The sequence below is a fragment of the Cytobacillus spongiae genome, from assembly GCF_021390075.1.
On the sequence record NZ_CP089997.1, the window covers coordinates 2,929,821 to 2,954,997 of the forward strand.

Annotated in this window: 27 protein-coding genes; 5 read left to right on the forward strand and 22 right to left on the reverse strand. The window is 37.3% G+C overall.

The window, feature by feature from the left end; genetic code table 11:
* Positions 1-25 precede the first annotated feature (25 nt).
* The 8 genes from dnaK to gpr all read right to left on the reverse strand — a co-directional run bounded on the left by dnaK (position 26) and on the right by gpr (position 10,101).
* The gene (dnaK, locus tag LS684_RS14880; RefSeq protein ID WP_233807079.1) at positions 26-1,858 is read right to left on the reverse strand and encodes a molecular chaperone DnaK; all 1,833 of its coding nucleotides are present in this window, start codon (positions 1,856-1,858) and stop codon (positions 26-28) included.
* 44 nt (positions 1,859-1,902) lie between these two features.
* Complete coding sequence (gene grpE / locus LS684_RS14885; RefSeq protein ID WP_233807081.1) at positions 1,903-2,496, reverse strand: nucleotide exchange factor GrpE; 594 nt, start codon at positions 2,494-2,496, stop codon at positions 1,903-1,905.
* A gap of 101 nt (positions 2,497-2,597) precedes the next feature.
* The gene (gene hrcA / locus LS684_RS14890; RefSeq protein WP_233807082.1) at positions 2,598-3,629 is read right to left on the reverse strand and encodes a heat-inducible transcriptional repressor HrcA; all 1,032 of its coding nucleotides are present in this window, start codon (positions 3,627-3,629) and stop codon (positions 2,598-2,600) included.
* A gap of 135 nt (positions 3,630-3,764) precedes the next feature.
* Positions 3,765-4,913: a radical SAM family heme chaperone HemW gene (hemW, locus tag LS684_RS14895; protein ID WP_233807083.1), complete on the reverse strand. Its 1,149-nt coding sequence runs from the start codon at positions 4,911-4,913 to the stop codon at positions 3,765-3,767.
* Between the two features lie 174 nt (positions 4,914-5,087).
* On the reverse strand, positions 5,088-6,923 hold the full coding sequence (gene lepA / locus LS684_RS14900; protein WP_233807084.1) for a translation elongation factor 4: 1,836 nt from the start codon (positions 6,921-6,923) through the stop codon (positions 5,088-5,090).
* 182 nt (positions 6,924-7,105) lie between these two features.
* Positions 7,106-7,432: a DUF3679 domain-containing protein gene (locus tag LS684_RS14905; RefSeq protein WP_432418777.1), complete on the reverse strand. Its 327-nt coding sequence runs from the start codon at positions 7,430-7,432 to the stop codon at positions 7,106-7,108.
* Between the two features lie 245 nt (positions 7,433-7,677).
* Positions 7,678-8,877 carry a stage II sporulation protein P gene (gene spoIIP, locus LS684_RS14910; protein ID WP_233807086.1) on the reverse strand — a complete coding sequence of 400 codons (1,200 nt, stop codon included), beginning with the start codon at positions 8,875-8,877 and terminating at the stop codon, positions 7,678-7,680.
* A 99-nt stretch (positions 8,878-8,976) separates the two neighbouring features.
* A complete protein-coding gene (gene gpr, locus LS684_RS14915) occupies positions 8,977-10,101 on the reverse strand; it encodes a GPR endopeptidase (RefSeq protein WP_233807087.1) in 1,125 nt (374 codons plus the stop codon).
* 252 nt (positions 10,102-10,353) lie between these two features.
* Between gpr and rpsT the strand changes: the two genes are divergently transcribed.
* Positions 10,354-10,620, forward strand: a complete 267-nt coding sequence (gene rpsT / locus LS684_RS14920) for a 30S ribosomal protein S20 (RefSeq protein WP_233807088.1) — start codon at positions 10,354-10,356, stop codon at positions 10,618-10,620.
* A 127-nt stretch (positions 10,621-10,747) separates the two neighbouring features.
* Here rpsT and holA read toward each other — a convergent pair whose 3' ends face one another.
* Entirely contained in the window at positions 10,748-11,770 is a 1,023-nt protein-coding gene (holA, locus tag LS684_RS14925; protein WP_233807089.1) for a DNA polymerase III subunit delta, read from the reverse strand.
* A 303-nt stretch (positions 11,771-12,073) separates the two neighbouring features.
* Between holA and LS684_RS14930 the strand changes: the two genes are divergently transcribed.
* Positions 12,074-12,211, forward strand: a complete 138-nt coding sequence (locus LS684_RS14930) for a YqzM family protein (RefSeq protein WP_233807090.1) — start codon at positions 12,074-12,076, stop codon at positions 12,209-12,211.
* A gap of 94 nt (positions 12,212-12,305) precedes the next feature.
* Here LS684_RS14930 and LS684_RS14935 read toward each other — a convergent pair whose 3' ends face one another.
* The 3 genes from LS684_RS14935 to LS684_RS14945 form a co-directional block, all read right to left on the reverse strand.
* Complete coding sequence (locus LS684_RS14935) at positions 12,306-14,609, reverse strand: DNA internalization-related competence protein ComEC/Rec2 (RefSeq protein ID WP_233807092.1); 2,304 nt, start codon at positions 14,607-14,609, stop codon at positions 12,306-12,308.
* A 185-nt stretch (positions 14,610-14,794) separates the two neighbouring features.
* The gene (locus LS684_RS14940) at positions 14,795-15,295 is read right to left on the reverse strand and encodes a ComE operon protein 2 (RefSeq protein WP_233807094.1); all 501 of its coding nucleotides are present in this window, start codon (positions 15,293-15,295) and stop codon (positions 14,795-14,797) included.
* A gap of 85 nt (positions 15,296-15,380) precedes the next feature.
* Positions 15,381-16,007 carry a helix-hairpin-helix domain-containing protein gene (locus LS684_RS14945; protein WP_233807095.1) on the reverse strand — a complete coding sequence of 209 codons (627 nt, stop codon included), beginning with the start codon at positions 16,005-16,007 and terminating at the stop codon, positions 15,381-15,383.
* Positions 16,008-16,093: 86 nt separating this feature from the next.
* Between LS684_RS14945 and comER the strand changes: the two genes are divergently transcribed.
* The gene (comER, locus tag LS684_RS14950) at positions 16,094-16,915 is read left to right on the forward strand and encodes a late competence protein ComER (protein WP_233807097.1); all 822 of its coding nucleotides are present in this window, start codon (positions 16,094-16,096) and stop codon (positions 16,913-16,915) included.
* 102 nt (positions 16,916-17,017) lie between these two features.
* Here comER and LS684_RS14955 read toward each other — a convergent pair whose 3' ends face one another.
* The 9 genes from LS684_RS14955 to LS684_RS14995 all read right to left on the reverse strand — a co-directional run bounded on the left by LS684_RS14955 (position 17,018) and on the right by LS684_RS14995 (position 22,971).
* A complete protein-coding gene (locus LS684_RS14955) occupies positions 17,018-17,581 on the reverse strand; it encodes a histidine phosphatase family protein (protein ID WP_233807098.1) in 564 nt (187 codons plus the stop codon).
* Positions 17,582-17,943: 362 nt separating this feature from the next.
* A complete protein-coding gene (locus tag LS684_RS14960) occupies positions 17,944-18,696 on the reverse strand; it encodes a class I SAM-dependent DNA methyltransferase (protein ID WP_233807099.1) in 753 nt (250 codons plus the stop codon).
* Positions 18,696-19,049 carry a ribosome silencing factor gene (gene rsfS, locus LS684_RS14965; protein ID WP_233807100.1) on the reverse strand — a complete coding sequence of 118 codons (354 nt, stop codon included), beginning with the start codon at positions 19,047-19,049 and terminating at the stop codon, positions 18,696-18,698. Before rsfS ends, LS684_RS14960 begins: the two co-directional genes overlap by 1 nt.
* 4 nt (positions 19,050-19,053) lie before the next feature.
* Positions 19,054-19,620, reverse strand: a complete 567-nt coding sequence (yqeK, locus tag LS684_RS14970; RefSeq protein ID WP_233807101.1) for a bis(5'-nucleosyl)-tetraphosphatase (symmetrical) YqeK — start codon at positions 19,618-19,620, stop codon at positions 19,054-19,056.
* Complete coding sequence (locus LS684_RS14975; RefSeq protein ID WP_233807102.1) at positions 19,610-20,176, reverse strand: nicotinate-nucleotide adenylyltransferase; 567 nt, start codon at positions 20,174-20,176, stop codon at positions 19,610-19,612. Before LS684_RS14975 ends, yqeK begins: the two co-directional genes overlap by 11 nt.
* Before the next feature lie 22 nt (positions 20,177-20,198).
* Entirely contained in the window at positions 20,199-20,489 is a 291-nt protein-coding gene (yhbY, locus tag LS684_RS14980) for a ribosome assembly RNA-binding protein YhbY (protein ID WP_233807103.1), read from the reverse strand.
* A complete protein-coding gene (gene aroE / locus LS684_RS14985; protein WP_233807105.1) occupies positions 20,483-21,322 on the reverse strand; it encodes a shikimate dehydrogenase in 840 nt (279 codons plus the stop codon). The genes yhbY and aroE overlap by 7 nt, the downstream gene beginning before the upstream one ends.
* 26 nt (positions 21,323-21,348) lie before the next feature.
* Positions 21,349-22,452, reverse strand: coding sequence for a ribosome biogenesis GTPase YqeH (yqeH, locus tag LS684_RS14990; protein ID WP_233807106.1), 1,104 nt, complete (start codon positions 22,450-22,452; stop codon positions 21,349-21,351).
* A 3-nt stretch (positions 22,453-22,455) separates the two neighbouring features.
* On the reverse strand, positions 22,456-22,971 hold the full coding sequence (locus LS684_RS14995) for a YqeG family HAD IIIA-type phosphatase (RefSeq protein ID WP_233807107.1): 516 nt from the start codon (positions 22,969-22,971) through the stop codon (positions 22,456-22,458).
* A gap of 478 nt (positions 22,972-23,449) precedes the next feature.
* On the opposite strand from LS684_RS14995, the gene LS684_RS15000 reads away from it, so the two are divergent.
* On the forward strand, positions 23,450-23,590 hold the full coding sequence (locus LS684_RS15000; protein WP_284701567.1) for a sporulation histidine kinase inhibitor Sda: 141 nt from the start codon (positions 23,450-23,452) through the stop codon (positions 23,588-23,590).
* Between the two features lie 72 nt (positions 23,591-23,662).
* Here the strand turns inward: LS684_RS15000 and LS684_RS15005 are convergent, their stop codons facing one another.
* On the reverse strand, positions 23,663-24,442 hold the full coding sequence (locus LS684_RS15005) for a phosphatidylserine decarboxylase (RefSeq protein ID WP_233807109.1): 780 nt from the start codon (positions 24,440-24,442) through the stop codon (positions 23,663-23,665).
* Between the two features lie 154 nt (positions 24,443-24,596).
* Between LS684_RS15005 and pssA the strand changes: the two genes are divergently transcribed.
* Positions 24,597-25,136, forward strand: a complete 540-nt coding sequence (gene pssA, locus LS684_RS15010; RefSeq protein WP_233807110.1) for a CDP-diacylglycerol--serine O-phosphatidyltransferase — start codon at positions 24,597-24,599, stop codon at positions 25,134-25,136.
* Positions 25,137-25,177: the final 41 nt, after the last annotated feature.

Below are 25,177 nucleotides of genomic sequence, written 5' to 3' on the forward strand. Positions count from 1 at the left end.
TTGACTTTTTGTTGTGAGTTAAAGCTTATTTGTCGTCTTTTACCTCTTCGTATTCTGCATCAACTACATTGTCTTCTTGCTTTGTACCAGTTTGGCCCTCTGCGCCTTGAGCTGCTTGTGCTTGCTTGGCTGCTTCTTCGTATAGCTTTGTCGTAAGAGCAGTAACGATTTCTTGAAGAGCATCCTTCTTTGCCCGAATTTCTTCAAGATCATTTTTCTCGATAGCTTCTTTTAAAGCATCTTTCGCTTCGTTTGCTTTCGTTACTTCTGCTTCTTCAACTTTACCTTCGAGCTCTTTAAGCGTCTTTTCTGTAGAGAATACTAATTGATCTGCTTCATTACGAAGTTCTACTTCTTCTTTTCGCTTTTTATCAGCATCCGCATTTTCTTCTGCTTCTCTTACCATTTTTTCAATTTCTTCATCTGATAATCCTGTAGATGATTTAATGGTAATTGCTTGTTCTTTGTTCGTTCCAAGGTCTTTTGCACGTACGTTTACAATTCCGTTTTTATCGATATCAAATGATACTTCAATTTGTGGAATTCCACGTGGTGCTGGTGGAATATCCGATAATTGGAAGCGACCAAGTGTTTTATTATCAGTTGCCATTGGACGTTCACCTTGAAGTACGTGAATATCAACAGCTGTTTGATTGTCTGCAGCAGTTGAGAATACTTGAGATTTTGATGTTGGAATCGTTGTATTCCGTTCAATTAACTTTGTAAACACTCCGCCCATTGTTTCAATACCTAGTGAGAGTGGAGTTACATCTAGAAGTACTACGTCTTTAACATCTCCTGTAATAACTCCACCTTGGATAGCTGCACCCATTGCTACTACTTCATCTGGGTTTACTCCTCTATGTGGATCTTGACCAATTTCTTTCTTAATCGCTTCTTGAACAGCTGGAATGCGCGTTGAACCACCAACTAAAATTACCTTATCAATTTCAGATGGAGATAAACCAGCATCTTTCAATGCTTGACGAGTAGGCCCCATAGTTCTTTCAACAAGGTCAGATGATAGCTCATCGAATTTCGCTCTAGAAAGAGTAACTTCTAGATGAAGTGGTCCAGCTTCACCAGCAGTGATAAATGGCAATGAAATTTGAGTAGATGTTACACCAGATAAGTCTTTCTTCGCCTTTTCAGCCGCATCCTTTAGGCGCTGAAGAGCCATTTTATCCTTTGAAAGATCAATGCCGTTTTCTTTTTTAAATTGCTCTACTAAATAATCGATGATGACTTGGTCAAAATCATCTCCACCTAAACGATTGTCTCCAGCAGTAGATTTTACTTCAAAAACGCCATCGCCTAGCTCAAGAATAGAAACGTCAAACGTTCCTCCACCTAGGTCATATACTAGAATCGTTTGATCTTCTTCTGTTTTATCTAGACCGTATGCTAGCGCAGCAGCAGTTGGCTCATTAATAATACGCTCCACTTCTAGCCCAGCAATTTTCCCAGCATCTTTAGTTGCTTGACGCTCTGCATCATTGAAGTAAGCAGGAACTGTAATGACCGCTTTTTCTACTTTTTCTCCTAAGTAGTCTTCAGCATATGCTTTTAAGTGTTGAAGAATAATTGCTGACATTTCTTGAGGTGTATATTCTTTACCTTCTACCTCAACTTTGTAGTCTGTTCCCATATGACGCTTAATTGACATGATTGTGTTAGGATTAGTGATCGATTGACGCTTCGCAACCTCTCCAACTTGTCGCTCTCCGTTTTTAAACGCAACAACTGAAGGAGTTGTGCGGTTTCCTTCTGGATTTGGAATAACTTTTGGTTCTCCACCTTCTAAAACAGAAACACATGAGTTTGTTGTTCCTAAGTCAATCCCGATAATTTTGCTCATGTTTTTATCCTCCCTAGTACTTTATGTAATGTTAAATTTTCATTTTATTGGTTTACTTTTACCATCGATGGACGGATGACACGATCCTTTAGCTTGTAGCCTTTTTGAAATTCTTCCACAACAATGTTTGAATCGTAGCTTGCATCTTCCACTTGCATAACTGCTTGATGGAGATGAGGATCAAACTCTTTTCCTACCGCTTCAATTACTTCTGCTCCTTCTTTTTGAAGGGCGTCTGAAATGTTGCGATACACCATTTCCATTCCATGTAGTAGAGACTTCACTTGATCGCTATCTGCTTCAATTTTCATAGCTCTCTCAAAGTTATCTAATGCAGGAAGAAGATCTGAAATTAAGCTTTGAGCACGATATTTTTGGGTAGCTTCTAGATCGAGCTTGGCTCTTCTTCTTGAATTATCATAATCTGCTTGTAACCGAAGATAACGATTTTCTGCTTCTTCTAGCTTCGCCTCTAATTCAGCTATTTTCGCGTCCTTATCATCTTCACCCTCTTCGTTTGAAGCTGGCTCTTCTGTACTTTCTGCAAATACTGGCTCTATCATTTCATCTTCAACAGGATTTGAAGTTTGTTCGATCGTTTCATGTTCCTCACTTACGATGTTTTTTTCTTCTGCCAACTTACTCACCTCCCTTAAATAATTGCTAGACTATTTGGGCTAGCATACTTATGTAAACGCCAGAAGGATGGAGGTTTCCACCCTTATCAATATTACCAGCGTTAGTTATTTTGATACAGTTTTGTTAATACATCAGTTAAATCATGACTAATGAATTGCAGCAAGCTAATCACTCGAGAATACTCCATCCTTGTTGGTCCTAAAATCGCTATGGTGCCTAACTGCTCGGCTCCAACAGAATAGGTTGCGGTGATTAAACTACAGTTTTCCATGACGGTATTATTGTTTTCCCGTCCAATTCTCACGTTAATCCCAGCAGGGTTTTTACGGATTAGCTCATAGAAACCTTTTTCCTGTTCAATCATATTCAATAAATCACGAATCTTTTGAATATCATTAAATTCAGGTTGGCCAAGCATATTCGTTTTCCCTCCAAAGAACAGTTTCTCTTCATTGGAAATGTATAGTGAGTCAGCAAAGGAATGTAGCATAGTGTCATAATTTCGGATATGTTGACTAAGAAGCTGTGCAACTTCCTTGTAAATTTTACCCTTCAAATCAACCAATGGGACACCTACTAAACGCTCATTTAAGATATTCACCATCTTCTCTAAATCACTTGCGTTTATCGAAGTAGGAAGTTCGATCATCTTATTTTCGACGTGTCCAGTGTCCGTCACAATAATCGCTATCGCCGTATCATGGTTTAACGGTACAATTTGGATTTTCTTGAGCTTGTGATCATTCACTGCTGGACCAAGGACAATAGATGTGTAATTCGTTAATTCTGAAAGGATTTTGGCTGACCGTTGAACCACTTTCTCGAGTTCGTATATTTTATCGGCGAACAGAGATTTAATGGTTAGAACTTCTTTCTTCGTTAACTTTTGAGGAGATAACAAATGATCCACATAGTAACGATAGCCTTTCTCGGAAGGAATTCTCCCCGATGAGGTGTGTGTTTTTTCAATAAACCCTAGTTCTTCTAAATCAGCCATTTCATTTCGAATCGTTGCAGAACTGAAAGTAATTTCTTCTTTTTTCGACAACACTCTGGAACCGACTGGTTGAGCAGATCGAATGAAATCATCAACAATCACCTGGAAAATTAACAATTGACGATTCGTTAACACGATAATCACCTCTGTTAGCACTCTTGTTATATGAGTGCTAAATCTAATAATAAATTATCAAATTTCACCGCAAGCTGTCAACGATTTGATACATGAAATCTAACTTATATCTTTGTCATTCCCTAACAGTGAATATTATTCTTCTATGACTCCGATAAATTTCTCAAATACTTCGTTTCCAAGTAATCGCCCTTTTCTTGTCAATGCAATTTCGTTTTCATTCGCTTTTAACAAGCCCAATTCCGTTAATTCCGATATTTCTTTTTGGAAAATAGAATACGGCGAGTCGCCAAATTTCTTCATAAATTGAGCAACTTTGATTCCGGCTGACTTTCGTAAGCCAAGAAACATTTCTTCTTCTAATCGATCCGTTCTTGTTACTTGATGCTCTTCCATTGTTGGTAGATCGCCATTCAGGATAGGCTCCATATATTTTTTCAACGGACCATAATTAGCTTTTCTAATTCCATTCACATAGCTATGTGCTCCTGCTCCAAAACCATAATAAAAGTCATTATTCCAGTACGTAAGGTTATGCTTGCTTTCAAACCCTTCTTTCGCAAAATTACTAATTTCATATTGGTGAAATCCATTTGCAGCCATTTCATTCATCACTAGTTCATACATTTTCGCTTCCAGATCCTCACCAGGTACAGGAAGCTTCCCTTTTCTCATTAGATTATAGAAGACCGTCTTTGGCTCAATGATTAATGAATAGGCAGAATAATGAACAACATCTAATGAGAATGCGGTTGACAATGTTTCTAGAAAATCTTCGACCGTTTGACCTGGTAAACTATAAATGAGATCGAGACTAATATTTTCGAACCCCATTTTCTTCGCAGCTTCCACTGAGCGAAAAACATCCTTTGCTCTGTGAGATCGGCCGATTTTCTCAAGTAGCTGATCGTTGAACGTTTGTACCCCAAAACTTAAACGGTTTACTCCAGCCTTGTACAATACCTCTAGCTTTCCCTCTGATAAATCACCTGGATTCGCTTCAAACGTAAATTCCGTCTGACCATTATATGGAAGATTCGTTTGGATGATTTCACACAATCGAGCAAGCTGAGACTCACTCAAAGCCGTTGGAGTACCTCCACCGACAAATATTGATTGTAAACCAGAAGTAGGGGATTCTTTCAAGGTCAAATTAATCTCTTGTTCTAGAGCATCCAGGTATTCATCTACGGGCTGCCCTTTCATAAACACCTTATTAAAATCACAATAGTGACAAATATGCTCACAAAATGGAATATGGATATATGCTGCTTTCAATTTCATTTACACCTCTATTAATCGACTCAATTTCGCCCTTTTCTCATATCGCTTGAAGGATATCTTTAAAAGGATTAATCAAAGCACTTTTTCTAGTACTTCAGCCAATATTAATGATCCAAACATATATGAAAAAAAGGTTAGAGACAATTCAATTGAATTCCTCTAACCCTCCCTATTTTACTTTTTAGTAGCGCTGTCGTCCATTTTCAAGACTGCCATAAATGCTTCCTGTGGTACTTCAACCGACCCAACAGACTTCATTCGCTTCTTACCTTCTTTTTGCTTTTCTAATAGTTTACGTTTACGAGAAATATCTCCCCCGTAACATTTCGCCAATACGTTTTTACGCATCGCTTTTATTGTAGAACGCGCAACGATTTTTTGGCCTATAGCTGCCTGAATAGGCACTTCGAATTGTTGACGAGGAATTAATTCCTTTAACTTTTCAACAATAATTTTGCCTCGCTCATATGCAAAATCTTTGTGAACAATAAAACTTAGCGCATCCACTTTTTCAGCATTTAGAAGAATGTCCATTTTCACAAGTTTTGATTCTTTGTATCCAATTAACTCGTAATCAAAAGAAGCATATCCTTTTGTAGATGACTTTAATTGATCAAAGAAATCATATACGATCTCGGAAAGGGGAATTTCATAAACAATACTTACACGCGTTTCATCTAAGTACTCCATATTTATGAAATTTCCACGCTTTTCTTGGCAAATTTCCATAATAGCCCCAACATAGTCGTTAGGTGCCATCATTGTCGCTTTGACATATGGCTCTTCAATTCTGTCGATCTTTTGTGGATCAGGCATATTTGAAGGATTATCTACTTTAATCTCAGTGCCGTCTGTCATAATTACATGATATATTACACTTGGTGCGGTTGTAATTAAATCAATTTTAAATTCACGCTCAATACGCTCTTGAATAATCTCCATATGAAGCAGCCCTAAGAATCCGCAACGGAATCCGAAACCTAAAGCTTGAGATGTTTCTGGTTCAAATTGCAAAGCCGAATCGTTCAATTCAAGTTTTTCTAATGCTTCACGAAGATCATTGAATTTCGAGCTATCAATTGGATATAGACCACAATATACCATTGGGTTCAGCTTTCGGTAACCTGGAAGTGGTTCAGTTGCACCGTTTTTCGCATTTGTAATGGTATCCCCAACGCGTGTATCTCCTACATTTTTAATAGCAGCTGTTAAGAAACCAACATCTCCAACTGATAATTCATCTTGAGGGACTGCTTTGGGTGTAAAGACACCTACTTCTGTTACCTCAAATTCTTTCCCTGTAGCCATCATTTTAATTTTATCTCCGACTTTAACACTCCCGTCGACTACTCGGATATAAGCAACAACTCCACGGTATGCATCATAAAGCGAATCAAAAATTAAGGCTTTTAAAGGTGCCCCTGGATTTCCTGTTGGTGCAGGTACTTTCTCAACAATTTGCTCTAAAATTTCTTCTATCCCGATTCCTGCTTTAGCAGAAGCTAAAACGGCCTCAGATGCATCTAACCCGATGACATCCTCTACTTCTTTACGTACTCTTTCAGGATCTGCACTTGGAAGGTCAATTTTATTAATTACAGGCAAAATCTCCAAGTCGTTATCTAGCGCTAAATAAACATTGGCTAATGTTTGTGCCTCAATTCCTTGAGCCGCGTCTACAACAAGAATTGCCCCTTCACATGCCGCTAAACTTCGAGACACTTCATACGTAAAGTCAACATGTCCCGGAGTATCAATTAGGTGAAAAGTATATAACTCTCCATCCTTTGCTTTATATTTCAATTGAACCGAGTTCAATTTAATCGTAATTCCTCTTTCTCTTTCTAGATCCATGGAATCTAATAACTGATCCTTCATCTCACGAGCTGTTAGAGCATTCGTCTTTTCTAAGATACGGTCAGCTAATGTGGATTTACCATGATCGATATGAGCGATGATGGAAAAATTACGGATTTTTGACTGTCTTAATAGTTTATCTTCTTTGTTCATATCGTTCACTCCTACTATACTCGCACGTATACACTATTTTTGATTATAGCAGTAGCCCTATGAAGATTCAACGAAAAGTAGAATTAATAATTGTTTATCAAGAGTTGATGGAGAGTGAAATTTAAAATTAACACTCCATTTGTAAATTAACACGTTCATTGGTACTCTTCAAAGCTCAATGATTAATTGATTAGATCAGTAATGAATTGGATCGTTCGATCTGTTATCGCTGTCACTGTATCTGCAAGCTTTTTGCCAACCGACGAAAAAAAGTTATAGGTTTTCATTCCTTCTAGCTCCGCTTTCTTTTGTTCCAAATCATGACTAGTCACTTCATTTCCAAGTAATGACGCCTGGAGCTCCCCTTCTTCTCCTTCTTCAAAAGAAAAGGCACCTTTAAAATTCGCATCATCATACCCCTTCATTTTGCCAATGCCTTCACTTGCTAATTGCATTCCAAACAATACAGCTAGAAACATGAACGCAGCGAGTAATACACTTTTTAACATAAACCTCTTCACCATTCATCACCTATCTTAATTAATCATTAAGCTCTATAAATAAAAGCTACGCTTTAGTCAGGCTAGGGTAAGTAAGACTTTAGAATAGAAGACGTTTTTGCCTTCCATTCTAAATTGGCTTATGACCTGGAAGGGCTAGCCGAACGACGTCAAAGTGCTTATCAACTATTGATCAATTTTATACTATTTATAACAAAGAAAACCCGATTTCATAAGGTTTATAGTCTTTCCGCCTAATTGCTAGTCGTACCACTCACTTCTGCTGCCTGCCAATACATTTCACTAAATACATCTGCTAGTGCTTCTGCTGACCTGTCTAATTCTTCAAACGTATTATCAACCCCACCAAACTCAATTAGTATGGCATTGCTCGATAGATCCTGGTTGAATTTCCCATTCGTTGATGCTCCTTGCTTCTGAATAATTCCTCTACTTAAGCCAGGGTATTTTTCTTGCAGATGATTGTGAAGATCTGTAGCAAATTTTAAATTTTTCTCATAGTTTTTATGCTCCGCTCCTATAACAAATGCTAATTTAGCGTAAGATTGCCCATTAATTGACATCGTTGTATCCTTTTTTCTTCTAGCATCGCGGTGAATATCAATGAAATAATTTAAATTTCGATCATTAGACATAGCGGTTTGAACAACAGCTCTCGATTCTTGGTAAGAGCTACCATACGATAATCCTTTCTGACCTAGCGTGGTCATGATGTCTGTTTTGTCTACAGTTGTTCCAATTCCTTTTGTTTCTAATGATTCCTTTAGCTTATCCCCAATTTTCGTCACATTCATCTTTGAATGGTGGGCAAGATTTGGATCTGTGACACCTTTTAAATATGGAAGGAATGACTCTCTCGTATGTGAGAAATAGATATATACTACTTTACGATCGCCAGTCGTTAAAGGCTTAGGGTCTGATGATTTTTCACGATCCCCTTGTTCGCTAATCCCTTCTGTATTTTGCAAGGAGGCTTCCTGTTCTGCCTTTAATACTTCAGCTGGGGGAGCAGATTCAATAGGCATATTCGTATAATTTGTCCCATCGCCCGCAACTAAAATTTTTCCGTCGAACAAAGAAAAGCCAGGTAATTCTCTTCCTAATAAGCTTCTCGGATCATCTAAGTTAACATTCGTGGAGAGCTTAAATATGAAGTTAGTTAATGGAGGGGAGGCCTTCTCATCGGATTTCGGTATTACGTGTAGAAAGTGATGATTTTCCCAGCCTAACAGTTGATACAGCATTTCTCCTGAAATATTCGTTGATGCTTGATTAACAGAAGAAGATGTAATTCGATATTTTGGATTTAACGAAGTAATGACACCGCTAATCGAAAAAATCATAAAGAGAAACAGAGCAAAGCCAATTAGTACCTTTACAATGCTTGTCCCTTTTATGGATATCATCATCCCAGTAGGTTTATAAGATTTCATCGGTTCCACCTCTTTGGCAAGTCTAGTAAAAGATATGCATTTACTAGAGAAGATAGAACCGATGAAAACCAATTTATCGATCTTTACTAGAAAGGAAAACTACCTCGTATAAAAACCAGCATTGTCCTGGTTGACTGCAACATGTAAAGCAGCATTGAGCCCATTTGCAATTAGATTTGACATATCCTCCATAAACACGTCTACTTCTTTCGGTGTCACCATTAAATTATGTCCAATTGGAGAGAGGACTTCATAGATTAATTTCCGCTTTTCTTCGTCTGGTAATGTTCCAATCATGCCTAGAAATGTTTTTCGGTGATGTTCTTCTGGAAGGTCTTCTTCTGTCAGCTTTTTCTTTTCTCCGAATGTCATGCCAGCAGGAGTAAGTGCATTTGCAGGCTTATTTCCTTCTCTTATTTCTCTTCCAAAATGCTTTAAAATAAAGTCAATGGTGTCACTCGTTATTGATACTGCATCTACAACCGTCGGGACACCTATTGCAAATACAGGAACACCTAATGTTTCTTGACTAAGTTCTTTTCGTTTATTCCCTACTCCTGATCCAGGATGTATGCCTGTGTCTGAGATTTGGATGGTTGAATTCACCCGTTCGATTGAACGGGAAGCTAACGCATCAATGGCAATTACAAAGTCTGGCTTTGTTTTTTCGACGATTCCAAATATTATATCGCTCGTCTCAATACCTGTAATCCCCATCACCCCCGGCACAATAGCGCTAACTGGCCGATAGCCTTCTTCAACACTCTCCGGTTGTAACTGATAAAGATGTCTAGTCACCAAGATTTCCTCACAAACTTGGGGACCTAATGCGTCAGGAGTGACATTCCAATTCCCTAAGCCTACAACTAAACAAGATGCATCTTCACCAATCCCCTTTTGCTTAATAAAATGTGAGAATTCCCTTGCAAAAACTTCCTCAACTTTTTGCTGAAGCTCCGTGTTTTGCTGACGTATTCCAAGTACCTCAATGGTTAGGTAATTTCCTTCCTTTTTCCCCATTGCTTCAGCACCATCTTTCGTAATCTGGACTAGCGAAATTTTTAAGTCATTTTCCTCTTTTTCTTTTATTATGACACCTTCAATTTGCGAGAGGTTTTCGGTATCATGCACATTTTTCCCTCGATCAGTTAACACCATTTCTCTCGCTTCAATAGCTAGGTCTGTTCGAACAGAGTATTTGCTTAAGTCGATTGGTTGGTCCATGAATATCCCCCATTTTTCTTATTATTGTTAGCCAAAAGTACAAACAGAGCACATAAATCGCTTTTTTCCTATCTTTGCCTGTTTATCCGAAAATCATTCATAATGAAATTTGATAAACTAGCTCGCGAAATTCACGGAGAGTATTGCAATATGAGCAGGTGTTTGATAGAATATCTCTTGTTCTCTAATTATGTTATGTAGTGAAAATCGAGTTTTATATAAGGTCTCGATTCTTTATAGGAGGTGAACGGAATGCCAAATATCAAATCTGCTATTAAACGTGTGAAAACTAGCAACGAACGTAACGCGCAAAACTCAGCAGTTAAGTCTACAATGCGTACTGCTGTTAAGAAAGTAGAATCTGCTATCGTTAACAACGACGCTGCTGCTGCAAAGGAAAGCTTTACAAACGCTGTAAGTCAATTAGACAAAGCTGCTGCTAAAGGTCTTATCCACAAAAACGCTGCTGCTCGTAAACAAGCTCGTTTAGCTAAGAAAATCAACTCTCTAAACGCATAATTTTCTTAAATGGCTATCAATTGGTAGCCATTTTTTATTAAAAAAGAGACAGAGAGTGTGTGCACTCCGTCCCTTATTCTGACAAGCTAAAACGACCTCTAATTACTAGAGGTCGTTCTTTGTTATGCTAATAATTGATATGCAGACGAAATAAAAATAATTCAATGAGCATCTCTTTCTTTAATCCACCTGTTTTCATTTGGTAGTCTGCATCAGCTAAATTTTTCATAATATGTGCTAGCTCTTCATCTTTAAAAAGCTTCCCTTGCCCTGCCGCTAATTTCACTCGAAATGGATGAACCTTGAGATATCCAGCCATTTGCTGCTGACCATACCCCCTTCTAGATAGCTCCTTCACCTGGTAAATTAAGCGAAATTGTCCTGCAATAATGGAGAGAATTTTGATTGGCTCTTCATTTTGCTTCAATAAATCATAATAAATTCTAAGCGCTTCATCAATCTTTCGGTGTACAACTTTATCAACTAAACTGAAAATGTTCTGTTCTAAAGAACGTGCAACAAGCTCATCAACAGCCTGTTTATGAATTCTTTTTTCATCCCCGCAATATAAAGCAAGCTTGTCAATTTCAGTAGTTAACATAAAAAGATTCGTCCCAGCGAGAGTTAACATATGCTCTACCGCATCATCATCAATCTCAACTCCTGCATGAGCTGCTCGTTCTCGAATCCATGATTTAAGTTCATACTCATTCAACTTCTTTGCTTCAACTACTGTTGCTAATTTCTTTAATTCTTTTGTCAGCTTTTTCCGCTCATCTAGCTTTTCATATGGAGCAACAAAAACGAGAATGGAATAAGGCGCTGGCTCCTTCAAGTATTCCTCCAGCTTTTTCACATTATGTTCAATCTTGTCTTTTGTTTTTTCTGCAGTTAAAAAACCAGGGTTATGTAAAAATACCAGCCGTTTTTCACCCATGAACGGAAAGGTTTCTGCATCCTCAATCGCTACTTCAACAGGCGTTTCCTCAAGATCATATGTAGACAAATTAAAATCAGCTGCTTCATCATCCAAAACATATTTCGTTAAGAGTTGCTTCGTTTCATTTATTAAAAAGGCCTCATTTCCATATAATACATAAATAGAAGAAAACTGTTGTTTTCTAATTTGTTTCCAAACGTCTAAAACCAATATCCTTCGCTCCGATCAACGTAATAATCCATACTCCTATCCTAAAGAAGCTTGGACATTTTGACAAGCACTAAAAGGAATTGACACCCCGATTCAGTGTCAATTCCTAATCTATGATCAACGTTCACCTTTAAGGCCTAGGATACTTAAAGATGAGCGGAACAACTGCTTGTAATCATATTCTTGCCTTATGAATGTAAACTATTTGTGACAACTCTTGTCATTAAAGGAAAAGGAATTGAGGAACTCTAGATTTATTTATTGACATCGCTTATACTATAAAGGAAATAGGAGGGGTAGACTGTGAACGAATTTGAAAAAAATGTCCAAAGTACACGTAATGACGCTGTAGACTCTGGAGTAGGGTTCATCGTTTCATTCGGCTTTTTTGCAACACTATTTATTATTGCAACAGTCATTAAGTTCTTAGCAGGAGCTTAAAAGGCTACATATTGCAAATTAACGGAGACTGCATGAATGCAGTCTCTTCTTCTTTCATAGCTATATTGAACTTATTTCATTTTAATACTTTATTTTATGGTAATTGGGCTGAAAAGGTTCCATTCATTCCACTAAATTTATAGGTTATTGCCCCATGCTGATCTGTTCGAAGAATCTGCACGTGCTGTTGTGCTAGTCTTGATAGCACTTCTTGGTGAGGGTGCCCGTATCGATTATTCACCCCGGCTGAAATAATTGACATTCTTGGCTGAATGGATTGAAGGAAAGGTTCTGACGTAGAGGAATTACTTCCATGATGTCCAGCCTTCAGCACATCTATCTTTAGGTTAGGGTAATTTTTAACAAGCACTTTCTCTCCTTGTTCTTCTAAATCACCTGTAAAAAGCCAAGAAAGTCCCCCTATTTCTGTATAAATAACAATTGAACCATTGTTACGTTCCTGCATCGTTTCTCTTGATGGTGAAAGAATTTGAAATAATGTGTCCCCACTTGTCCAAGTGTCACCCTTTGAAACATACTGAACTCGTACCCCTTTTCTGATTGCATTATTTAAGATGAGCTGAACAAGCGCAGGCTGTTCTTCAACGTTCGGAAGTAGAATTTCTTCCACATCTATATCTTCTAGTAGTCCGAAGCTACCTTGAATATGGTCTGCATCTCCATGAGTTAATATTAATTTATCGAGCTTACTTATTCCTTTACTTTTTAAGAAGGGAACGACTACATCTGAACCTACGTCATATGTATTGAGACGCTCCTTCCAACCCTGATCATTAAAAGAAACCCGACCTCCCGTATCAATTAAGTAATTTCCCTTCCCATAAGGCAATCGAATAAAGATACAATCTCCTTGCCCAACATCAATTACTGTAATTTCTCCTGATGAACTGAGATCTTGAGAAGCCAAATGAATTATTCCGACTAAACATAACAAACTGATAAGAACAGGAAACAACCTTTTCCTTTCCCAGCTCAAAAAAAGTAGTGGAATCGAAATTATATATCCGATTATTTCGGTCTTTGAAGGTTTGCCTAAGAGTGCTGTCGTATAAGGAAAGGTCGTAAGGAAAGAAGCTAACTTGTTTACCCATTGAATAATTAATGATAATACAAGAAGGAGAGGGTTTATAAAAGGGAAGCTCACTAAATGAAGAAGATACAAACCAATACATAGCGGTAAAACAATAAAAGAGAAGATCGGTATAAAAATTACATTCGCAAAAATACTTATAAGGGATATTTCATAAAACGAATGGAGCAAGATAGGAAAGGCTGAAATTTGTGCAATAAAGGATGTGGTCGCAATCAGAGAAATAGGATGGGTTGCTTTCAATAATATTTTTGGTGAAGACAAAATTAAAGCAAACGTCACAATGAAGGATAATTGAAAGCCCACATGAAAAATAACAGAAGGTGAAATGAATAGATAGACAAGTAAGACAATGCTAATGATATCCACAGGTAGCCACTTTCTTGAAAAACCTATTTTTTGACTAAGTAATAGCAAAAATACCATCCCTGCGGCTCGATTAACAGAAGGAGAGAAACCAGTAATGACTGGATAAACAGGCAGAATGAACAATAATAGTGTAGCCATTCGCTCTCTTGTAAGCCCCATACGGATTCCAGAATAGAAAGCAAAACCTACAAGCAAACCAACGTGAAGACCAGAAATAGCTAAAATGTGCACAATCCCAAGCTCTTGATAATCCTCTAATAGAGACTTTTCCATCCACTTTCTTTCTCCAAATAGTAAAGCTGCAACAATAGCTACTGTATCTTTTGGAAAATGCTCCTGTAAATCATTTAGACCATCACTTCTCAATTTGAACAATTTTGTAGTAAGTTTATTATTAGGTTGGCATGCCTCAAGTGTTAAACTCGAAATCGATAACACCCAATATATATCCTGATGCTTTAAGTAGGTTTTATAATCGAAGGCATTTGGGTTTCTAGCTTGATTGGGTTCCTCTAGCTCTCCATGCACCTGACATAACAACCCATACTGTAACTTTTCAGTTAGTACTTTTTTCTCTTCAGACGACATGATTTTGTAATTTAGCATGACCTTTTCCTCAGTTGTCCATTCAGTTGCAGTACCGGTTAATCGATTCCCATCGATCTTGAAGGATTGAAATTCAATGGTGAAGTTGTTAAAGTCTAAGGAAAGATCAGATACTTTATTCAACGAAAGCTTTGCATTACCGAAAAATATCAAAAAAACCATACAGCACAACAGAATAAACTTGAGATGATATCCTTTTATTTTCCATAGATAAACGATTCCTATTAATAAACCAATAAGCCCAGTAAGCTCCGAGGCAGACCATGTCCCAATTAAGCTAAATAAAGCAACATATATGTATTTTCCTTTCATTTCTTCCTCCTATGCTTAGGAAAATGGCTATTGAATTAACGTATTGGTCAATAAATTGAAACGGGGATGGAGACAAGAGTACTTAAGTTGACCGGTCTTCCTTTCATGGAAGTGGCATGTATAGTGGGTGTACAAATAGAAGACGAACAATTGAATGATAAGTTCGTCTTCTTCAAAAATCGTTATTATTTAAAATCCCACCTAATTGAGCCTTTTGTTGATTCATTCTCATCAATAAAATCTTCAAAATTTACAGCCATTTTTATAGCTTCAACATTACTTCTTTTCAACAAATGATAGCAATATTCATGATTTTTGTAGTCTTTTGCATAATATATTCTCTCAATACCTGCTTGAAGGATTTTCTTCATGCAATGTATACAAGGGAAATGAGTTACATAAATATGACTTCCCTTAGTAGATATTCCTTGCAGAGCACACTGTAAAATCGCATTTTCTTCAGAGTGTAAGCAACGTAAACAATGATTATCAATTACATAGCAGCCCACATCCACACAATGATCTTCACCGCTTATTCCACCATTATAACCTGTACTAATAATCCGGTTGTCTTTTACGAGCACGGAACCTACCCTTAATCGATTACAGGTGCTTCTCATGCTAATCAAGTGTGCATTCAGCATAAAATATTGCTCCCATGTAAACCTATTGCTCTGACTCAACATTATCCCAACCTTTGCTAAGTATGTACCATTCTATTATAAGGGAATATGAATGAAATTGGGGCATGTTTCAGTGTATTCCTCCATTTCACTTTACTGAGACTAGGTCCTTTAATTTTTCAAATGTTTTCTCACCAATGCCACTAATATTTTGTAAGTCTTCAATTGTTGCAAATTCTCCGTTTGACTCTCTATACTCTATAATTGCAGCTGCTTTTGAAGGACCTATCCCAGGTAGCGTTTGTAATTCCGTTTCAGTCGCTTTATTCAGATTGACCTTGCCCTCTTCTCCACTTGATGAAGTATTGTTAGCAGCTACTATTGATTCAATTTGCTCACCAATCATTGGGATATATAAGACCATTTCATCTTCCACACGCATGGCAAAATTAACGCCATTCCCATCTGCATTCTCTCTAAGCCCTCCAGCCAATCGAATGACATCTTGGACCCGACTTCCTTCTTCAACTTCATATACCCCGGGGTGATGAACGAATCCCTTAACATCTACCATCAACCGTTTGATTGCTTCTTGTTGAGGAGCTCCTTTCTCTTTTTCCTCATTTTCTTCTAATGTTCCCTCTTGCATCTGTTCACTGATTTGAATAGCCTGCTCCTCTTCTTTTCCAACCAAAAGAAAAATCAAGCTACAAAGGACGACACCCCCTACTCCAATGATGACGGAATTTTTATTTATTTTCAGCCAATCTATCAAGAAAACTCACCCTTTCTTAGGCATAATCATTTCAATTTCCACATATTGTTTTATGAGAAGCTAGATTGTGAAGGAGGGATGGAACCATGAAAATCGGATTCATTGGTACAGGTAATATGGGGAGAATATTAATTGAGGCATTAATTGATGGGAATGCCGTTTCCCCTTCTTCCATGATGGTTATGAATAGAACAAAACAGAAAGCATTAAAAATCCAAGAAGTGTATGAGGCTGTTACAGTTGTAGATAAAGCAGAGGACATTGCTAGAAATGCGGAGCTAGTATTTATATGTGTAAAACCTCATGATGTATATCCGGTGTTACAAACCATTAAACCGTATCTTAATGAAAACAAGTGTGTTGTATCGATTACAAGTCCAATAAGTGTGGAACAGATAGAAACAATTGTAGATTGCTCCGTAGCGAGGGCCATTCCGAGTATTACAAACCGAGCCCTAGCAGGGGTCTCACTTCTGTCATTCGGTAATCAATGCACACACGGATGGAGAGATTTATTACAAGACATGTTTCGAGCCATTTCTACACCAATGGAGATAGAAGAAGATATAACGAGAGTGGCATCAGATATTGTCAGCTGTGGCCCGGCGTTTTTCAGCTATTTAACCAGAAGGTTTATCGAAGGAGCAGTTGAAGAAACAGAGATAGACGAAGAAGCTGCTACAAAACTCGCAAGTGACATGTTAATTGGGTTAGGAGAACTGTTGCGAAAAGGGTTCTTTACACTCCCTACACTACAGGAAAAAGTGTGTGTAAAGGGCGGAATTACTGGTGAAGGAATAAAAGTGTTAGAGGATGGACTGGGAGATGTGTTTAATCAGCTATTTCAAGCGACACACAGGAAATTTGATGACGATCTAGAGCTGACAAAAAAACAATATACACATTAACTATTCAGCAATTTCACTAGAAATCCTTCTTATCGCATGAAGTTCACAAATGTTTCACAAAGCCAAAGCTCGTTGGAAATGAGTCCACAAGCTTTGGCTTTTTTACTTTTCATAGATAGTAACTGCCCAGTGCTGTGTGGAGGTACGCGTTCCCCCTTGAAACCCTTGGTTTCGTAATTCATTTGCAATAAGTTGATTAAAGAATCCATGGCCTACTAATACGATGGAAGAGTGTTTCCCTCCATAACTTACTAATTTTACCGCCGCATGCTCGGCTCGTTGCTTCGCCTGTTTATACGATTCACACCCTTTGCTATATCCACAAAACCACAAAGTCCGAAACCATAATAGCCATAGGTCCGAATGTAGCTTAATCGGGAGCCATTTGATTTGTGGCAAAGGTAACTCTATTTCTCTAAATAAAGAAGATGAATCAACATTCTCTTTTACAAGTAAATACTTTGCTGAAACGATGGAACGCTTTAAATTACTTGTTAAAACGATGGATGAAGATTCGATTTCTCTTACTGTTTCTTTAGGATATTCTAATTCTTCCGATACTCCAAGTTCGTCGTATTGCATTACCCAATTTTTAAACTCCTCATATGTTAAGGATCGTTGCTTTTCACAGAGCGAACGCCCATGACGAATAAGTGAAATTTTCATTTTGTCCCTCCTATTTTTAATCCATCTTATCACAATTAATCTAATACGTTTCTAGCTACAGATTATTTGCAGCCATAAACTAGAGACAAAACTATCTTCCGAAAAAAGGACATTTTCCAAATGATTGTTATTTTATTCCTGGGAGTTTTCCTCTTCATACGAAGGCTAACAGTTTGAAATCTAAAGTTCCAAGACGACAGCTAAGCAGTGGAGATTCACCGCCTACCCTGTGGTAAGCGTGTATATTGGAGGGAAAACTGCCCATATTTCAAAAGCAACAATAGATACGAAAACGGCCAAAAAACCAAATAGAAAAACGATCAAATCATCCTCATGACTTGATCGTTTATTTCACTTTTTAATTATGCTCTTTTTCTTAACGTAAAGAAAATGCGCTCTGATTGAGTCTGTGGAGGCGTATTTTCAAAATCTGCTGTGATATCTAAAAGTTCAAACCCAATCTCTTTTAACCATGCTTCATATACTTGGATTGGGAACGTTCTCTGAAAATGAAGCTCATCGTACCGGTTATAACTACCTGTTTCTTCATCAAAAACAAAAAATGTTAAATCATGTTCAACGCTGTTTGGGTGCTCCCCTTGATAAGAATGCCAAATATAGCTTATCTCTTCATCGTTCAATGCAAATGTTTGATTCATGAAAACTTGCATGACTTTAAATACTGAATGCACATCAAAAATGAATAAACCGCCATCTTTCAGGTAATTAAATACACTCTTAAATGTTTGAGTGACTTGCTCCTCTGTTTGTAAATAATTTAGAGAGTCACAAAAAATCCCAATAATATCGAATTGATCAAGCCCCTCAAGTTCGGACATATCCTGTTGAAGGAATTGAATCGATTGTTGATGTTCCATTGCTTTAGAGTGAGCAACGGCTAGCATATCCTCTGAAAGATCAATCCCAGTAACTGCAAAACCTTCGTTTGCAAACCTAATGGATAATTCACCTGTACCACACGCAAGGTCTAATAATTGATTCCCTTCGTTGATACTATATTTTTCTTGTTTATCCTTCACAAGCTTTACCCACTGATCATAAGGAACATGACTCATCAGTTCATCATAAATATACGCAAAATCTCCATAGGACATTAGCTTAGCTCGCTTAACACATTTTCAATTGGCGCATCGCCCCAAAGACGTTCAAGTTTATAATAGCTTCTTTCATCACGGTGGAAAATATGGGCAACTACATCTCCTAAGTCCACTAGAATCCACTTTGCTTCGTCAAAGCCTTCAAGACGCTTCACATGATAACCATTTTCTTCTGCTTTTTCTTTGATTTCACGGGCAATTGCTTGTACTTGTTTTTCTGAATTCCCGTGACAAATCACAAAATGGTCAGCTATTAACGAAATTCCTTGCATATTCAATACGAGAATATCTTCTGCTCTTTTGTCGTCTGCTGCTTTTACAGTTGATAATAATAGCTTTCTTTCACTCATCTAATCAATCCTCCGCTTTCATGGTTAACTCATTATAAGTAAGAAATGTTTCTGGATAGATCGGCAGGTTCTTTTTCATTAAAAATAATATCGTATTTTTAATGGACTGAGCTAACGCTAAATCCAGGTCGGACTTAGCCATTTCTCTTACTTCGTCCACTCCTGGAAAATGTCTCCCTGGCTCAATATAATCTGCAATATAGATTACTTTCTCAAGTAAGGTCATTCCTGGCCTTCCTGCAGTATGGTAACGAATTGCGTCAAGCACTTCTGAGTCTGTAATCCCTGCTTCCTTTTCCACTAGAAATGCCCCTACTGGCGCATGCCAGAGCTCCTTTCCATAAACAAGCAGCTCTTTAGGCATCCCCTGTTCCTCAATAATTCTTTTCATCTCTTTTTTTGGACGAAATTTCGCATAATCATGGAAAATCGCTGCTAGTTCGGCTTTCTTCTCATCTGCTCCATAATGGGCAGCAAGTTCAATAGCGGTTTCCATTACACCTAGCGTATGCTCATACCGATGAGGTGTTAATTGCTCTTCAACGATTTTTAATGCCTGTTTACGATTCATAAAGATGGTTCTCCTTTATATATGTTCTAACAGTGTCAGGAAGAAAATATCTTGTTGTCTTGCCTTCCTTTATACGCTTTCGAATCATACTGGAGGAGATTGTAATATCAGGAATTTCAGTATTAAGGATTGGATAGCTTGTTTCATGACAGTAGGCAGGGCGGTTAACACCAATGAACTGTACCATCTTAATTAATTCATCAATCCTATACCATTTAGGCAAGTATTCTATCATATCTGCACCAATAATAAAGTAAAACTCGTGTGAATGTCGTTCTTTTAATTCCACCATCGTGTCATACGTAAATGAACGACCTTCCCTCTCTAGTTCAATACGCTCAATTTTAAACTTCTCATTTCCCTCAATTGCAAGTCCAAGCATATTTAGTCGATCCGTATGATGAACTAGATCTGCATGACTTTTATGGGGAGGCTGTTGATTCGGCATAAACCATACTTCATCTAAATCAAAGGATGAGAGAACCTCATTTGCCATAATCAAATGTCCATAATGGGGAGGATTAAAGGTTCCTCCAAGGATGCCAACTTTTCTCAAATGACGCCCTCCTAATTACGACTTAAGGTAATTGGATTTGCTTATTTTCTTTAGATTCTTTATACAATACAATCATATTTCCGATAATTTGAACAAGATTCGCTTTCGTTCCTCTTACAATTTGCTCTGCTACTAGATCTTTATCTTCATCACAATTTTGTAAAATACTAATTTTCATTAGTTCTCTTGCTTCTAAAGCTTCACTTACTTGTTTAATCATATTATCATTTACTCCACCTTTTCCAACTTGAAAAATTGGGTTTAAGTGGTGAGCTTTTGAGCGTAAAAAACGCTTTTGTTTCCCTGTTAACATTTGGATCCTCCTAGATGTTTCATTACTGTCATTTTCATTCTTTCGGGATCAGGAGAAATTCCTGTCCATTTTTGAAATGCGAGAGCACCTTGAAAAATAAACATATTAAGTCCATTTTGAACGCCAGCTCCATTCCTTTTTGCTTCTTGAAGAAGCATCGTTTCAAATGGATTATAAATGATGTCACTGACAAAAGCTTCTGCTTTCATATTTTTTAAGGATAATGGCTGCTGATGTTGATTCGGTACCATCCCGATAGATGTTGTTTGAATGATTAAGTCGTATGTTCCTAAATTCTCCTCTGCTTCCTTAATGGATTGTACAGAAGTTTCCACCTGATAAGGACTTTCATGTACAAGTTGCAGAGCTCGGTTCTGAGTCCGATTGCATATATCCAACGATTTCACACCGTAATGAGCCATCGTATAGTAGATTGCCCTCGCTGCCCCACCTGCACCAATAACCAAAGACTTTTTTTCTTGTACAGTTTCAAAATCAGCAAGTAAACCTTTAACAAAGCCTTCACCATCTGTATTATAACCGACCAATTGACCATTTTCATTTACTACTGTATTTACAGCACCAATGGCTCTAGCTAGAGGGTCAACTTGATCTAAAAAAGGGATGATAGTTGTTTTATGTGGGATGGTAACGTTAAATCCTGCAATCCCTATAGCTTTAAGTCCCTTAATTGCTGTCTCAAGCTCTTCCGCTTTAATGTGTAAGGGATGATAATGAGCATCTATTTCGTAGCGCTTAAACAAGTCATTGTGCATAGCAGGTGACATTGAATGTGAAATAGGATCACCAATAACTGCGAATAATTTCTTCATATCCTCTCCTCCAATATCAAGAAATTTTATATGAGCGATTTGCGAACGATGGCATGAACGCCTTTCGGAACATACGCAGCTACTTTTGCACCTGGCTCATTGATTGTAATCCAACCTAAACCAGAAATTACGATATCTGTTTTTCCCTCTTTAATTGTAAATTCATGACGCACTAGTTCTGGAAAATCTTCCAGTTGTTCGATTCGTGGCGGAGTTAACATCTCGCCTACATGTTTGCTGTATAATTCATCTGCATTTTCTAGCTTTGTACGATGGATGTTAATCTCATTTGAGAAATAGCAGACAAGTGAGCGCCGCCCTCCGCTAATATAATCAAAACGAGCTAATCCACCAAAAAATAACGTTTGCTCTTCATTTAATTGAAATATTTTTGGTTTAATTTCTTTTTTCGGTGTAATCACCTTTAAATCTCTTTTATCGACATAGTGAGCCATCTGATGGTGATTGATAATCCCCGGTGTATCAACTAATGCCTTTCCATCAGATAATGGAATTTCAATCGTATCTAATGTAGTACCAGGAAAATGAGAAGTCGTTATTACGTCCTCCTCACCTGATACTTCTTTTAAAATGCGGTTAATAAACGTAGATTTCCCAACATTTGTACACCCTACCACGTAAACATCCTTGCCCTCACGATATTCATCAATAGCTTCAGCTACTTCCGCAATATTTTGTCCTCTAGACGCACTAACTAGAAAGACTTCTTCAGGCTTTAAGCCAAGCTGTTTCGCTTCATGCTTCATCCAGTTGATTAGCTTATTCGGTTTCACTGACTTAGGAAGAAGATCTACTTTATTTCCGATTAATAGAACTTTATTTCTCCCGACAAAACGATGAATACCTGGTAGCCAACTCCCGTTAAAGTCAAAGATATCAACAATTTTTACAATTAAAGCATCGCTTTTGCCTACTTCATTTAAAATCTTCAAGAAATCATCATCTGTCAGACTTACATCTTGAACTTCATTGTAATGCTTTAATCGAAAGCATCGTTGACAAATGATCGTTTCTTTCTCAAACGCGGATTGCGGAGCATATCCGATTTCTTCTGGATTGTCTGTTTGGATCTGAACTCCACAGCCAATACATACATATTGTTCACTCACTAATTAATCCTCCCATTGAAGCATTCCTTTTTTTCTAAACCAGTTTAAGATTCTTCTTTCTACTCTTCGATTAAACCTCGTTACAAATCCATCTGTTTGCGCTACAGGTACAACAAGAATCGTATGAAATCCATTACGGTTACCACCTAGAACGTCTGTTAACAGCTGATCACCGATTACCACTGTTTCAGTTTTCTTTAATCCCATTTCTTTCAATGCTCTTCTAAAAGCCTGTCCCATCGGTTTTCTCGCTTGATAGATAAATGGAATGTCTAATGGCTCAGAAAAAGACTTAACCCGGGCTTCTTTATTGTTCGAGACAACAGTAACAAGAATTTGATTTTGTTTCATCTCAGCAAACCACTCAATTAATTTTGGAGTTGCATTTGGGCGATCCCATTCCACTAACGTATTGTCTAAGTCCGTAATGATCCCTTTAATATTTCTCTCCTTTAATTCTTTAGGAGAAATCTCAAATATACTTTTTACATGCTGATCCGGTAAAAATTGCTTTAGCACTTTATTTACACCTCATTATTTAACCTTGAATTCACCGTTTCCATCATACCCAATTTTATCCTTGCTTTCAAAAAAAACTTGAATCTTTTTATAAGAACCTACCGCTATATCTATTTCATTACTTTAGTAGCTTTCCACTTAACAATCGACAACAACCCAATTAAAACTTGTATATCCATGTGGGATTTTGTCGAAAATTGCTATTTTTAACAGTAAAAGAAATATTTTTCGACAATCCCCTCGGATTTTCTACAACTGTGGATAACTTTATTCACATTCTACACATTGAATTCTATACCTTTTTACCATTTATAAACAAATTAACCACAAGTTATCCACCGAAACCTGTGGATAAGGGAACGGTTGTTCGAATATCTATTATTTGGTAGAGTAAAGATACAGCAAAGGCAAACATACAGTATATGTACCTACAATCTTTTTTAGTACCATAACTTTACCTATGGAGGTGGATCCTAGTATGAGGAAACTGTCAGATGAATTGCTAATTGAATCTTATTACAAAGCGATCGAACTTAACTTAAGTTTGGATTTTATTCGCCTCATCGAAACAGAAATTCACCGACGTTCTTTATCACATAATGTTCGAGTTTCTTCTTAATCATTTGGATATGGCCCTTCATAGGGCTTTTTTTCTTTTATATAGAGAATCCAACCCTTGATTGAAAACGACCTATATTACCTCTCCAATTTTTTGCCCCATTTTCACACTCATCGGCAGAGATATGTCAGAGATGGGCTTAAATGTATTGTGCTCGAACAATAAAACAACCGTAGAGCCAAAACTAAAATATGCCATTTCATTTCCTTTTACGAGCTCATCGCCTTCATGAATGACTTCAATTGAGTTTACAAACATAGCCCCAACCTTAACGATTGCTATATGACCTCTTTCATGCTTCACTTCAGTAATTTTCCGATAATTCTTCGAAAGTGTATCTTTTCCATATTTTAATCCTAATCGATTAACTGGATAGGATTTCTCTCCCAACGTCCATTGGTGTTGTACTTTTCCAGAAATTGGACTATGAATTCGATGATAGTCTGTAGGGCTTAAATAGAAAATAATATATGTTCCATCCATATATTTTTGTAAAAGCTTATCATCCCCAAGCATCTCAGAAATGGAATAGCTTTTACCCTTTACAGTAATTGTATGGTCATGTTGTATGGCTCCCATATCTTCAATTACTGCGTCTACAGGACTTACAATGGAGTCTGGATTCTGATCGATGGTTCTTACATCTGTTTTCATGTTTCGAGTAAAAAACTCATGAAGTGTTTCATAATCCTTTATAGACTTTTCCATTTCTTCCTGATTGATCTTATATACTTTTGCAAAGGAGGGTATAATCAGCTGGCTAGCTCTAGATTGTGCAAACCTTCTAAGAAGTCCTGAAGTAACCCTTCCATTTGTTAGCTCTATAAACAAACGATAAATTGCTTGTAACAAGAGAACTCCTCCATTAACTTAATTTTACCTTTACGGACAGACATAAAAGTTTTAGAATAAAATATCATTATATAATAAATTACGAAAAAAGCGAAACGTTATTCGATAGGGACTATTATTATAATTGTTCTGTTCTGAAATAAGGAGTGAGAACATGTTTTTAACCCATGTACTTGATACAACATGGAAGAAGGTTAAAGCACAAGCTGCAAATGCATTGACGATGAGTAACCTAATGCTCGGTGGATTTTCAGTTATTGCTACACTTAACGATCAACTTAAAGTCAGCTTATTGTTAATTTTTATTGCTGCACTGTTGGATCGTTTTGATGGCATGGTAGCTAGAAAGCTACAAATTGTTTCTGAATTGGGCAAAGAGCTCGACTCGATGAGTGATATTATCTCCTTTGGGGTCGCACCGGCACTATTGTTATATGTTGGTGTATTGCACGAATTTGGTGCTCCTGGAGCCTTTTTTACAATTTTCTATATTGGCTGTGGAGCTTTACGGTTAGCAAAGTTTAATATATCTGAGAACAATGGATATTTTATCGGTCTCCCAATTACGGCTGCAGGTTGCTTGCTCACATTAAGTTATCTAACACTTTCGGTAATCCAAACTCAAGGGATCTTATTTTTAATTATTGTGCTTTCCTTTTTAATGATTAGTCCTTTCCGTATAAAGAAAATGTAGTCCATATGCAACTAACGTGTAATTTTCCCTTCTAAATAAGA

What these genes read in the sequence shown, in the direction of transcription:
- dnaK (WP_233807079.1), bottom strand. Translation starts at nt 1,858, where the DNA reads ATGAGCAAAATTATCGGGATTGACTTAGGAACAACAAACTCATGTGTT.
- hemW (WP_233807083.1), bottom strand. Translation starts at nt 4,913, where the DNA reads ATGAAATTGAAAGCAGCATATATCCATATTCCATTTTGTGAGCATATT.
- lepA (WP_233807084.1), bottom strand. Translation starts at nt 6,923, where the DNA reads ATGAACAAAGAAGATAAACTATTAAGACAGTCAAAAATCCGTAATTTT.
- LS684_RS14905 (WP_432418777.1), bottom strand. Translation starts at nt 7,432, where the DNA reads ATGTTAAAAAGTGTATTACTCGCTGCGTTCATGTTTCTAGCTGTATTG.
- spoIIP (WP_233807086.1), bottom strand. Translation starts at nt 8,877, where the DNA reads ATGAAATCTTATAAACCTACTGGGATGATGATATCCATAAAAGGGACA.
- gpr (WP_233807087.1), bottom strand. Translation starts at nt 10,101, where the DNA reads ATGGACCAACCAATCGACTTAAGCAAATACTCTGTTCGAACAGACCTA.
- rpsT (WP_233807088.1), top strand. Translation starts at nt 10,354, where the DNA reads ATGCCAAATATCAAATCTGCTATTAAACGTGTGAAAACTAGCAACGAA.
- LS684_RS14935 (WP_233807092.1), bottom strand. Translation starts at nt 14,609, where the DNA reads ATGAAAGGAAAATACATATATGTTGCTTTATTTAGCTTAATTGGGACA.
- LS684_RS14940 (WP_233807094.1), bottom strand. Translation starts at nt 15,295, where the DNA reads ATGTTGAGTCAGAGCAATAGGTTTACATGGGAGCAATATTTTATGCTG.
- comER (WP_233807097.1), top strand. Translation starts at nt 16,094, where the DNA reads ATGAAAATCGGATTCATTGGTACAGGTAATATGGGGAGAATATTAATT.
- LS684_RS14955 (WP_233807098.1), bottom strand. Translation starts at nt 17,581, where the DNA reads ATGAAAATTTCACTTATTCGTCATGGGCGTTCGCTCTGTGAAAAGCAA.
- LS684_RS14960 (WP_233807099.1), bottom strand. Translation starts at nt 18,696, where the DNA reads ATGTCCTATGGAGATTTTGCGTATATTTATGATGAACTGATGAGTCAT.
- rsfS (WP_233807100.1), bottom strand. Translation starts at nt 19,049, where the DNA reads ATGAGTGAAAGAAAGCTATTATTATCAACTGTAAAAGCAGCAGACGAC.
- yqeK (WP_233807101.1), bottom strand. Translation starts at nt 19,620, where the DNA reads ATGAATCGTAAACAGGCATTAAAAATCGTTGAAGAGCAATTAACACCT.
- yhbY (WP_233807103.1), bottom strand. Translation starts at nt 20,489, where the DNA reads ATGTTAACAGGGAAACAAAAGCGTTTTTTACGCTCAAAAGCTCACCAC.
- aroE (WP_233807105.1), bottom strand. Translation starts at nt 21,322, where the DNA reads ATGAAGAAATTATTCGCAGTTATTGGTGATCCTATTTCACATTCAATG.
- LS684_RS15000 (WP_284701567.1), top strand. Translation starts at nt 23,450, where the DNA reads ATGAGGAAACTGTCAGATGAATTGCTAATTGAATCTTATTACAAAGCG.
- pssA (WP_233807110.1), top strand. Translation starts at nt 24,597, where the DNA reads ATGTTTTTAACCCATGTACTTGATACAACATGGAAGAAGGTTAAAGCA.